This window comes from Corallococcus carmarthensis, assembly GCF_003611695.1.
GTDB lineage: Bacteria > Myxococcota > Myxococcia > Myxococcales > Myxococcaceae > Corallococcus > Corallococcus carmarthensis.
In genome coordinates this window covers 1-10,717 of sequence record NZ_RAWE01000289.1, presented here as the reverse complement: position 1 = coordinate 10,717, position 10,717 = coordinate 1, and the positions used below count along the sequence as shown (strand labels likewise).

Here is a 10,717-nt window from a genome sequence, read left to right as displayed (position 1 = left end):
GGGGTAGGGTCCGCGCCTTCCTGCCCTGGAGGCCGTCCCGTATGCACCGTCTTCTCGGTATCACCGTGGCGCTGGCCGCCGTCGTGGCGTTGGCCGCCGAGCCCGCCGTGGGCCCCTGGACGAAGAAGGTCCGGGCCGGCAAGGACGTCTACGCGACCCTGAAGACGAGCCAGGGCGTCATCACGCTGAAGCTCTTCTCCAAGGACGCGCCCCAGACGGTGGAGAACTTCGTGGGCCTGGCCACCGGCGAGAAGGCCTGGACGGACCCGGCGACGGGCGAGCAGGTGAAGGGCAAGCCACTCTACGCGGGCACCGTGTTCCACCGCGTCATCCCGGGCTTCATGATTCAGGGCGGCGACCCCACCGGTACCGGCCGGGGCGACCCGGGCTACCGCTTCGCGGACGAGTTCCAGAGCGGCCGCAGCTTCGACAAGCAGGGCCTGCTGGCCATGGCCAACGCGGGCCCCAACACCAACGGCAGCCAGTTCTTCATCACCACCTCCACGCCCGCGCAGCTCACCGGCCGCCACACCATCTTCGGCGAGGTCGTCACGGGCTACGACGTGGTGGAGAAGATCGGCAACGTGCCGCGCAGCGCGCAGGACCGCCCGCAGACGCCCGTGGTCCTGGAAGGCATCACCCTGAGTGACAAGGCTCCCAAGGGTGCTCCTGCCGCGGCGGCCAAGAAGCCGGCCGCGTCCAAGCCCGCCGCCCCCAAGGCCACCCCGCAATGAGCTTCATGGAGCAGGCCCGCGCGGGCACGGAGCTGTTCGGCACCTTCACCACGACGGAGGGGCGCATCGTCGTGCGCCTGTTCTCCAAGGAGTCGCCGCGGACGGTGGAGAACTTCGTGGGCCTGGCCACGGGGGAGAAGCCCTGGACGGACCCGGTGACGTTCCAGGCCCAGCACGGCCGCCCGCTCTACGACGGGACGCTCTTCTTCCGCTGCATCAAGGACTTCATGATTCAGGGCGGGGACCCGACCAGCCGGGGCAACAATGGGCCGGGCTTCCGTTTCGAGGATGAGTTCCAGAGTGGCCGGCGTTTCGACAGGAAGGGTGTGCTGGCCATGGGCAACACGGGCCCCAACACCAACGGCAGTCAGTTCTTCATCACCGCGGCGCCGCAGCCCCACCTGGACAACCGCTACACCATCTTCGGCGAGGTGGTGGAGGGGCAGGATGTGGTGGACCGCATCGCCAATGAGCTTCCCAAGGATTCAAATGACCGTCCCCGCCGGGACGTGCGCATCCAGACGTTGACCATCTCCACGGCGCGGCCGTCGTAAGGCCGTCCGCCGTCTATAGCCGTTCCCCCGGGGCCTTCCCGTCGTCGCAGTTGGAAGGCCCACTGATCATCTCCGGAAGTATGGCCTCTCAGTCCCAGAAGAAGACCCCTCGCGCTGGCTTCGCCGCGCTCATCGGCCGGCCCAACGTGGGCAAGAGCACGCTGCTCAACGCGCTCACCGGCGAGAAGATCGCCATCGTCTCGCCCAAGCCGCAGACCACCCGCAACCGCATCCTGGGCGTGGTGACGCGTCCGGAAGGGCAGGTGGCGTTCCTCGACACTCCCGGCATCCACCAGGCCAAGGGAGAGCTCAACCGCTACATGGTGGAGGCCGCCCTCTCCGCGGCCGAGGAGGTGGACCTGGTCCTCTTCCTCATCGAGCCGCCCCAGGGCGAGACGCTGGACGTGACGCCGGGCAACCGCGCCATCCTCGAGCGGCTGCAGAAGGTGGGCAAGCCCACGTTCCTGGTCATCAACAAGATCGACTCCATCCCCAAGTCGAAGCTGCTGCCGCTCATCGCGCTCTACGGCCAGGAGTTCCCCTTCGCGGAGGTGGTGCCCATCTCCGCGCGGGAGAAGGACGGCGTGGATCACCTGTTCCAGGTCGTGCTGGGCCACCTGCCGGAAGGCGAGCCCCTCTTCGCGGAGGACATGCTCACGGATCAGCAGGAGCGCGTGCTGGTGGGGGAGTACATCCGCGAGCAGGTGCTGAGGCACTGCCGCCAGGAGATCCCGTACTCCACCGCGGTGCTGGTGGACGTGTTCGACGAGTCCGAGCGCGAGCCCCGCCCCGGGACGCCCCCCGGCCAGTTGGGCGGCCTCATCCGCATCGCGGCGTCCATCTACGTGGAGCGCGACAGCCAGAAGGCCATCCTGATTGGCAAGCAGGGGCAGATGTTGAAGCTCATTGGCACGGACGCGCGCAAGTCCGTGCAGCGTCTGCTGGGCGCGCACGTGTACCTGGACCTGCGCGTCCGCGTGGAGGCCCGCTGGAGCGAGCGTGCCGCGGGCCTGAGGAAGCTGGGGTACGAGTGATGTCGCCGCTGAAGCCGTTGCCGCTGACGTCGTTGCCGCCGAAGAAGTCGTCGTCGCTGTCGAAAGAGAATCCATGAAGCCGCTGGTCGCCATTGTCGGTCGCCCCAACGTGGGCAAGAGCACGCTGTTCAACCGCCTGGTGGGCCGCCGCATCGCGCTCGTGCAGGACGAGCCGGGCGTCACCCGCGACCGGCACTACTCCGACGCGGAGTGGGAGGGCCGCGCCTTCACCCTCATCGACACGGGCGGCTTCGTCCCCGGTGAGAAGGACTCGCTGCTCAAGCAGGTGCGCGAGCAGGCGCAGTTCGCGGTGGAGGAGTGCGACGTCATCATCTTCGTGGTGGATGCCCGCGCGGGCATGACCACGGCGGACGAGGCCGTCGCCAACTACCTGCGCAAGGCGGGCAAGCCCGTCGTCGTCGCGGCCAACAAGCTGGACAACGAGTCCGGGCAGATGCAGTCGCTGGCCGGCGAGTTCTTCCGCCTGGGCCTGGGCGACGTGAACGCCATGTCCGCCGAGCACAACCTGGGCATGGGCAGCCTGATGGACTCCGTGGTGTCCAAGCTCCCGGAGAAGAAGGAGGGCGAGGACTCCGAGGCGCCGCCGGACGACGGGAAGATCCGCGTGGCCATCATCGGCCGGCCCAACGTGGGCAAGAGCACGCTGGTCAACGCCATCCTCAAGGAGAAGCGCGTCGTCACCAGCGAGGTCGCCGGCACCACGCGCGACCCCATCGACTCCGAGGTGACGTACAAGGGCAATCAGCTCATCCTCACGGACACCGCGGGCATCCGGCGCAAGAAGACCATCGCGCACCAGGTGGAGCAGTACTCCGTCATCGCGGCGCTGAAGGTGCTGGAGCGCAGCGACGTGGCGGTGCTGCTGATGGACGCCACGGAGCCCGCGGTGGATCAGGACGCGAAGCTCGCGGGCCTGTCCATGGACCGGGGCCGCGCGCTGGTCATCGTGGTGAACAAGTGGGACCTCATCGCGGAGGACAAGCGCCGCCAGGAGTCCTTCCGCGAGGACCTGAAAATCGCGCTCAAGTTCGTGGGCTACGCGCCGGTCATCTTCACGTCCGCCCTCCACGGCTCCAAGGTGGAGAAGGTGGTGGACGTGGCGGTGGAGCTGGCCAAGCAGTTCCGCTTCCGGGCGCCCACCCCCCAGCTCAACAAGCTGCTGGACTACATGGTGGACAACAACCCGGCCCCCATCGTGAAGAACAAGCCGCTGCGCCTGTACTACATCGCCCAGGTCGCGGCGGCGCCGCCGACGTTCACCCTCACGTGCAACGCCCCAGAGGGCGTGCCGGACATGTACAAGCGGTACATCACCAACCAGATCCGCAAGACGTTCGATTTGCGGGTCCCCATCCGGTTGCTCTTCCGTGATCGTCCAGGCAAGGCCAAGCGCGAGGCGCGCAAGAAGCCGCACCTGGTGGGCAAGGGTGGCAAGGGTGGCAAGCGCGCGGGGCGCGACTGACCGCGCTCACGCGTTGACACTCCCAGCGGGCGCTCTTTACAGTGCGCCGCTTTCCCAGAGCGAAGAGCACCGTCGAGCCGGAGAGAGGTCCCTTCATCGTGGCCCAGCAGAAGACCGAGAAGATTCGCCAGCAGGAGCTTCGTCAGCCGGACGCCTTCCAGAAGGTGGGAGCGGATGCGCGTGACTGGCTGATGCAGCGCCAGAAGTTCCTCGCCATTGGCGCCGGCGTGCTGGTGCTGGGCGCGGTGGGTGTGGCCATCGCCAGCGAGGTGTCCAAGCGCGGCGAGGAGACCGCCTCCATGGCCCTGGGCCAGGCCCTCACCGTCCTGGACCGCCCCGTGACGGGCGTGGACCCGGCGGACCCCACGGCCACGGAGCCCCCGTTCCCCACGGTGCAGGCCCGTGACGAGGAGGTCGTGAAGCAGCTGGCGGCCTTCCGCAAGGAGCACGAGGGCACGCGTTCGGCGACGACCGCCGCCCTGCCGCAGGCGAAGGCCGAGTTCCGGCTGGGCAAGAACGACGAGGCCCTGGCCTCCCTGGACGTCTTCCTCAAGGGCGCTCCGGAGAACGACGCCCTGCGCGCGGGCGCCCTGGAAGGTCAGGGCTACGCCTACGAGGCCAAGGGCGACTACGCCAAGGCCATCACCTCCTTCGAGGCGATGGAGAAGGCGGACACCGGCGAGTACCTGGTCGGCATGGGCGCGTACCACAAGGCCCGCATGCTCATCCTGCAGGGCAAGAAGGACGAGGCCGCGCAGGTGCTGTCGAAGATCCCGACGGACCACCCGAACAGCGCCGCGGCCCGTCAGGCCACCGAGCGCATGGCGGTGCTGGCCGCGGAGGGCGTGAAGGTGCCCACGCCGGCGCCGCCCGCCGCGACGGCCACGGACGCGGGTCAGCCGTAGCGCGCTCATGACCATGCGGCTCGCTCGGTGGAAGCGGTGGGTGGGAATGGTGGCCGGGGCGGGGCTCCTGGCCGGGTGTGCTGGGGCGCCGCTGCACGGCAACCCGGAGCTGCCCGCGGCGCCCCGTCAGCCGCCCGTGGATTACTTCCAGGTGCATTGGTGGAAGGGGCTGGTCGACAAGACCCCGCTGCTGGAGTACTCGCCGCGCGAGCCCGCCTCCCCGGTGTTCGACCCGGAGAGCCGGAACGTCATCGCCCAGACGCGTGATGGCTACATCCGCGCGGTGGGGCCGGACGGGCAGGTGGCCTGGTCCTTCCGCACGGGCGCGCGGGCGCTCGCGGGGGGCATCGCCAGCGAAGGCGTCCTGTACATGCCGGGCGGTGACGGCGTGCTGTACGCGCTGGATGGCCGCACGGGCGCGGTGAAGTGGAAGTACGCGACCAACGAGTCCCTGGCCACGGTGCCGGTGCTCGCGGATGGTCTGGTGCTGGTGGCCTCGGACACCGACACGGTGTTCGCGGTGAAGGCGACCGACGGCACGTGGGTGTGGCAGTACCGGCGCGACCCGCCGTCCGGCTTCACCATCCGGGGTGCCTCGGCGCCGAAGGTGGACCAGGGCACCGCGTACATCGGCTTCTCCGACGGCTTCCTCGTCGCCCTCAAGGTGGAGGACGGCGGCGTCGTCTGGGAGAAGTCCCTGTCGGGCGCGGGCACGGAGTTCCTGGACGTGGACACCACGCCGGCCATCGACTCGGCCGGGCGGCTCTATGTCGCTTCGTACAAGAACGGCCTGTACGCCCTGGAGGCGGACACCGGCGCCGTCATCTGGAACACCAGCGTGGGCGGCCTGACGTCGCTCTTGTCGCGGGGCGAGGTGGTGTTCGCTTCCGGCGACGGCCGCCTGGACGCCTACCTGGGGGAGACGGGGAAGCTCATCTGGTCGCTCCCCCTCAAGGACAGGACGGCGCTCGCTCCCGTGTTGGCGCGGGGAATGCTGCTGGTGCCCAACGAGCGTGCGCTGCTGTTCGTGGACCCGACGACGGGCAAGACGCGCCTGTCGTGGAACCCGGGCGTGGGCATCTCCGCGCCGCCGTTCGTCGTGGGCTCGCGGGTGTACGTGCTGTCCAACAACGCGTACCTGTACTCGCTGGACATGAACAACGTGAAGAAGGGGCCGCGCGGGTGACGCGCGCCGTGCCCCGGACGGTGCGGGTGGTGGCTGCGCTGATTCCCCGGCCCGGCCCGGAAGACGGCGGGCCGCGGTACCTGGTCCAGCAGCGCCTTCCCGGTGGGAGCCGCGCGCTCCTCTGGGAGTTCCCCGGCGGCAAGGTGGAGGCGGGCGAAACGGACGAGGCCGCCCTCGCGCGCGAGTGCCGCGAGGAGCTGGACGTGGAGCTGGCCGTCGGCCGCCGCCTGTGGGAGGGCCGGCACACGTACCCGGACCTCACGGTGGAGCTGGTGCTGTTCGCGGCCACGCTGGTGTCCGGCGACCCGAAGCCGCTGGGCGCGCACCAGCTGGCGTTCCACACGCCCACGGAGATGCAGGCGCTGCCGTTCTGCGAGGCGGACGTGCCGCTGCTGGACGACCTGCTGGCGGGAAGGCTGGGTGCGCTCGATTGATGCTGCTGCACACGTTCCAGCACATCCCCGGCGTGGGGCCGTGGCGGGAGAAGGACCTGTGGTCCAAGGGCATCCGGACCTGGGATGACTTCCCGGACGGCGGCATCGTCATCAGCCGCAAGGCGGACACGGTGGCCCGTCAGCGCATCGCGGAGGCGCGCGAGGCCCTGGCCCGGAAGGACCTGAAGGAACTGGCCCGCATGGTGCCGCCGCGCGAGCACTGGCGCCTGTTCCCGGAGTTCCAGGACGACGCCGTCTACTTCGACATCGAGACGGACGGCAGCCAGACGCAGGTGCCCACGGTGGTGAGCCTGTTCGACGCCGCGGGGCTGCACGTCTTCATCCAGGGCCGGAACATGGACGCGCTGCCGGACGCGATGGCGAAGCGGCGGCTGTGGGTGACGTTCAACGGCTCGTGCTTCGACGTGCCGGTGCTGAAGGAGTACTTCGGCGAGAAGCACTTCCCGGTGCCGGAAGCGCACATCGACCTGCGCTTCGTCACGCGGCGGCTGGGGATGGGCGGCGGGCTGAAGGAGATTGAAGACAAGCTGGGCGTGGGGCGGCCGCCGCACCTGAAGGGCGTCAACGGCTACGACGCGGTGCTGCTGTGGCGCGCGTACCTGCGGCGCGGCGACGTGGAGGCCCTGCGCTACCTGGTGGAGTACAACCTCTACGACTCGTTCCAGCTCCGGTCGCTGATGGACCTCTCGTACAACAAGGGCGCGGACGACCTGAACCTGGATGTCCCCAGGCTGAAGGTGTTCGAGCGGGGAGACCTGCTGTACGACGTGAGCCGGCTGCTCCTGGAACTGGGGCCCACCGAGCGCGACGTGGACACGCTCGCGCGCGTGAGGGCCATGGAGCAGGATTCCTGAGCGGCCAGGTGGTCCCCTGGGTCGGCCGGCCGCGGCCCGGCACCCTTTGGGGCATTCCCAGCCGCCGCGTGGAGCTCACCCGGCTCACGGCCCTGCCGCTCACGGACGCGGAGTGGGCGGGGGACGGCTTCGTGCTGACGCCCTCGGCGGAGGCGGTGGGGCTGGCCGTGGGTTCGCGGCGGCTCGTGGTGCTGGGGGCGCTGGAAGCCTGGCCGCCCGCGCGTGCGCTGGAGCTGCCCCGGACGGCGCAGCTCGTGGCGCTGCATCCGTCGCTGCGGAGCGTGGCGGTGTTGGGTCCGGGGCGGATTGAGATGGTGGGCCGGGCGGCGGATGGGAGTCCGGTGGAGACGACCGCTCGGGCCTGGACGCGGCACACGCAGGCGCTGGGGTTCGACGTCACCGGCGAGGGCTTGTGGACGAGCGGCGTCCAGGACGGGCGGGCGTTCGTGCGCGTCCTGGATTCCCAAACGTTATCAGACGTCGCGGGGACGGACGCCGGGCTGGCGCTGGACACGCCACCGCAGGGCGAGGACGACCTGGACGGGCTGCACGAATGGATGCCGCATCCGCGCCTGCCGGTGATGGGCGTGGCGGTGAGCCAGGGCCAGGAAGGCACGTGGCTCACGTTCGTGGAGCATGGCGCGGCGGGGCTCGTGCGCGGCGCGACGGTGGCTTCGGTGGATGCGCCGTTCTATCCGGCGGGCTTCTTCCCGGACGGCTCGGGCTTCATCGGCGTGGGGGGCACCTGGGTGCGGCGTTGGACGTACCCGGAAGCCACGATGGCGGCGGAGTTCCTGCTGCCGGAACAGGGCACGCTCGCCACGGGGTACACGGCGCTGGTGACAGAGCGGGCGGTGCTGGTGGCGGTGGAGGACCTGTTGGAGGCGGGGGAGTGGTACCTGCTTCAACTGGACCCCGTTTCACTGCGGCCCGTGTGCGCGTGGGAGCTGCCGCTGTCCACGGAGGCCGTCACGTCGGTGCACCTGCTGCCCGGCGGCCTCCTCCTGTCGCCCGAGGACGGCCAGCTCTGGCGGCTGCCGGACGAGGTTCTCCTGGCGCGGTGAACACCGGGCGCGTGGATTGTGCACGCCCGCGTGGAATGGCTCGGAGGCCTGTCTGTAAGGTCCGGGACCATGAGTGATCCGAACTTCGTGAATCCGGGTTCTGCTGGAGGAATCCCACCGCCGCCGCAGGCCGAGCCGCCCAAGGCTCCGTCGCGGGGCAAGGTCCTGGGCATCCTGATCGCGTTGATGGTCCTGGGGGTGGTGGGTTCGTACTTCGGCCTGCGGCGCCAGTCCGAGCCGCCGCCCGTGGTGACGGCGCCCCCGGTGGTGGACGCGGGCGTGGCGGCGGCGCCCCCGGAGGTGTCGCTGCCGGAGAGTGACGGCCGCATCCGCGAGTTGGTGGGCAAGCTGTCGGTGGACCCGGAGCTGGCGCGGTGGCTCCAGGAGCGCGACCTGGCGCGCCGGTTCACCGCGTCCGTGAGCAACATCGCCGACGGCGAGAGCCCCCGGGCCTCGCTGTTGTTCATGGCGCCGGTGGGGGCGTTCCAGGTGGGCGCGGCCGGGGCGAACGGGCGCTCGGAGATCGCGCCGCTGAGCTACGCGCGCTACGACCTGGTGGCCCGGGTGCTGGGGTCGTTGGACGCGTCCGGCGCGGCGATGGTGTACCGGGAGCTGAAGCCGCTCATCGACCAGGCCTACCGGGAGATCGCGCCGCCGGATCAGGGCTTCGAGACGGCGTTCGGCCGGGCCATCCAGCATCTGCTGGCGGTCCCGGTGCCGAAGGGCCCGGTGGAGGTGGAGTCCAAGGGCGCGCTGTATGTCTATGCGTCGCCGGAGCTGGAGGGGCTGAGCAAGGCCCAGAAGCACCTGCTGCGGATGGGCCCGGGGAACATGCGGCTCATCCAGGCGAAGCTGCGGGAAATGCGCACGGCGCTGAACCTGCCGACCCCGGCGCCGGCGACGCCCGAGCCGTTGCCGGATCAGGCGCCCGGCCAGTCAGAAACCCAGGAGTGACGGCTACTTGTGCTTCTTCTTGCCGCCCTTGGCGGGGGGCGGCGGAGGCGGCTTGGCCTTTTCCTTGTCGCCGATGATCTGGAACGAGGCCCGGAGGTCGTCCACGTCGCGGCCGCGCGAGTCCTGGAACGACGAGCCCGTCTGCGAGTCCACGACGAGGGTGTACGAGTAGCCGGTCTTGAGCGGCTGCGGCAGGTGGATGCGGTACACGAGGCCGTCATCGGCCTCGGACACGGAGTCGTCGGAGACCATGGCCCGGTCGGCTTCGTCCATCAGCCGGACGCGGTAGTTCTTGAGGCCCAGGGTGCTGCGGAGCTCCAGGTCGGCGGTGGGCTCCACGAGCGGCTTTTCCTCCAGGGCCAGGGGGATGAGCGCGGAGCCGCCGTCTGGTGACAGGTACTGGAGCGTGAAGACGACAGCCTCCGGGCCCGCGTCCGGGATTGCCGTGGCGCCGGGGGTGCCGCCGTCCACGGGGGCCTGGGACGTCTTGTCGGGACAGCCCGTCAGCAGGGCCGCGGTGAGGCCGCACAGCGCGGCGAGGCCGGTTCGTCGAAAGAGGCGCATGGGGCGCCAAGGTACGTTCCGGACCCGGACTCGGGAAGCACGAGATTCCAGAGCCTGGAGGCCGGAGGTTGGTGGCCGACGGTGGAGCCTGGTGTGTTATCGGACTTCGCCTGATGAACGTGATTCGCTGGATAGCGGCTGGGTTCTGCCTGGCGTTCGCCTCGGGCTGCTCAACCGTCGCGCATGAGACAGGCCGCCGCTCCGCTGGCGACTACCTGGCGCAAGCAGCACCGTGTGTTGCCTCAAGAAGTACCGGCTCCCCGAAGCGTGCGGGATGACAGAGAGCGAAGCCGCGACGTTGATGCAGGGTGCTCGCGAGTTCGAGAAAGCCACCAGCACGGCCGCCAGTGAAGACGCGGACGGCGGTTGGCGGCAACACTGCATCGACATGTATGCCCGGTACCAGTCCACGAAGAAACCGCATTGAGGAGGTCCCTGCGGCTCGTGCATGGAGCACTGCAAAGGGCAGCGGCAATGGCCGTTCGACATGTGTGGGCCTGGGGTGGCGCAGTGACATCCGATGACTGGATGGCGCCCCAGGTGGGGCTGACGCGTGAGGACGCCGATGCAGCTCTCGTCAGCGCGCCGGATACAGCTGCGCTCGTGAGGGAGATTCACCGACGGACGCGCGAGGGCACATATCGCATCGGGCGCGCGTTCGGAGCGGCGGACTTGCTCAAGGAGAGCGGGGATAGAACCGGGGCGCGGAAGGTGCTTGAGGATGCGATGGCGGCGGAGGTGGTGCCGCTTTACCGAGCGCAGCTCCAGGCGCACCTGGACCATGTCGACGACCCCGATGACACCTAGGGCGTGTCCGCAAATTAGAGCCAGAGGCGGATGGAGGCGATAAGGACCATCGCCAGGTAGTTGGCGGCGCGCTTCTCATAGCGCGTCGCCACCCGCCGGTTCTGCTTCAAGCGATTGAAGAGA

Annotated in this window: 13 protein-coding genes and 1 pseudogene; 12 read left to right on the top strand and 2 right to left on the bottom strand. The window is 69.6% G+C overall.

All coding sequences use genetic code 11. The features are described 5' to 3' along the window. Window positions 1–41 precede the first annotated feature (41 nt). The 10 genes from D7X32_RS40380 (at window position 42) to D7X32_RS40335 (ending at window position 9,223) form a co-directional block, all read left to right on the top strand. Window positions 42–734, top strand: a complete 693-nt coding sequence (locus tag D7X32_RS40380) for a peptidylprolyl isomerase (RefSeq protein ID WP_120607838.1) — start codon at window positions 42–44, stop codon at window positions 732–734. Further along, on the top strand, window positions 731–1,288 hold the full coding sequence (locus D7X32_RS40375) for a peptidylprolyl isomerase (RefSeq protein ID WP_120607837.1): 558 nt from the start codon (window positions 731–733) through the stop codon (window positions 1,286–1,288). The genes D7X32_RS40380 and D7X32_RS40375 overlap by 4 nt, the downstream gene beginning before the upstream one ends. 80 nt (window positions 1,289–1,368) lie before the next feature. After that, window positions 1,369–2,322 carry a GTPase Era gene (era, locus tag D7X32_RS40370; RefSeq protein WP_120607836.1) on the top strand — a complete coding sequence of 318 codons (954 nt, stop codon included), beginning with the start codon at window positions 1,369–1,371 and terminating at the stop codon, window positions 2,320–2,322. Window positions 2,323–2,395: 73 nt separating this feature from the next. Next, window positions 2,396–3,805 carry a ribosome biogenesis GTPase Der gene (der, locus tag D7X32_RS40365; RefSeq protein WP_120607835.1) on the top strand — a complete coding sequence of 470 codons (1,410 nt, stop codon included), beginning with the start codon at window positions 2,396–2,398 and terminating at the stop codon, window positions 3,803–3,805. Window positions 3,806–3,903: 98 nt separating this feature from the next. Further along, on the top strand, window positions 3,904–4,710 hold the full coding sequence (locus D7X32_RS40360; protein WP_120607839.1) for a tetratricopeptide repeat protein: 807 nt from the start codon (window positions 3,904–3,906) through the stop codon (window positions 4,708–4,710). A 46-nt stretch (window positions 4,711–4,756) separates the two neighbouring features. Next, the gene (locus tag D7X32_RS40355) at window positions 4,757–5,896 is read left to right on the top strand and encodes an outer membrane protein assembly factor BamB family protein (protein WP_244239453.1); all 1,140 of its coding nucleotides are present in this window, start codon (window positions 4,757–4,759) and stop codon (window positions 5,894–5,896) included. Further along, on the top strand, window positions 5,893–6,330 hold the full coding sequence (locus tag D7X32_RS40350; RefSeq protein WP_120607833.1) for a (deoxy)nucleoside triphosphate pyrophosphohydrolase: 438 nt from the start codon (window positions 5,893–5,895) through the stop codon (window positions 6,328–6,330). The genes D7X32_RS40355 and D7X32_RS40350 overlap by 4 nt, the downstream gene beginning before the upstream one ends. Continuing rightward, window positions 6,330–7,205 carry a ribonuclease H-like domain-containing protein gene (locus D7X32_RS40345; RefSeq protein WP_120607832.1) on the top strand — a complete coding sequence of 292 codons (876 nt, stop codon included), beginning with the start codon at window positions 6,330–6,332 and terminating at the stop codon, window positions 7,203–7,205. The genes D7X32_RS40350 and D7X32_RS40345 overlap by 1 nt, the downstream gene beginning before the upstream one ends. Window positions 7,206–7,213: 8 nt before the next feature. Further along, on the top strand, window positions 7,214–8,269 hold the full coding sequence (locus D7X32_RS47705; RefSeq protein WP_120607831.1) for a hypothetical protein: 1,056 nt from the start codon (window positions 7,214–7,216) through the stop codon (window positions 8,267–8,269). Window positions 8,270–8,338: 69 nt separating this feature from the next. Then, entirely contained in the window at window positions 8,339–9,223 is an 885-nt protein-coding gene (locus D7X32_RS40335) for a DUF3014 domain-containing protein (RefSeq protein ID WP_120607830.1), read from the top strand. A gap of 3 nt (window positions 9,224–9,226) precedes the next feature. Here the strand turns inward: D7X32_RS40335 and D7X32_RS40330 are convergent, their stop codons facing one another. Beyond that, window positions 9,227–9,787 (bottom strand): hypothetical protein, encoded by a 561-nt coding sequence (locus D7X32_RS40330; protein WP_120607829.1) that lies wholly within the window; start codon window positions 9,785–9,787, stop codon window positions 9,227–9,229. 274 nt (window positions 9,788–10,061) lie between these two features. Here D7X32_RS40330 and D7X32_RS45775 point away from each other — a divergent pair, with 274 nt between their 5' ends. Together D7X32_RS45775 and D7X32_RS40325 are read left to right on the top strand one after the other, a co-directional pair. Continuing rightward, complete coding sequence (locus D7X32_RS45775) at window positions 10,062–10,214, top strand: hypothetical protein (protein WP_158625851.1); 153 nt, start codon at window positions 10,062–10,064, stop codon at window positions 10,212–10,214. A 113-nt stretch (window positions 10,215–10,327) separates the two neighbouring features. Next, complete coding sequence (locus D7X32_RS40325) at window positions 10,328–10,594, top strand: DUSAM domain-containing protein (RefSeq protein WP_158625850.1); 267 nt, start codon at window positions 10,328–10,330, stop codon at window positions 10,592–10,594. Between the two features lie 14 nt (window positions 10,595–10,608). On the opposite strand, the pseudogene D7X32_RS40320 reads toward D7X32_RS40325, so the two are convergent. Beyond that, window positions 10,609–10,717, bottom strand: a pseudogene (locus D7X32_RS40320) (IS5-like element ISMra2 family transposase); the annotation flags it as partial.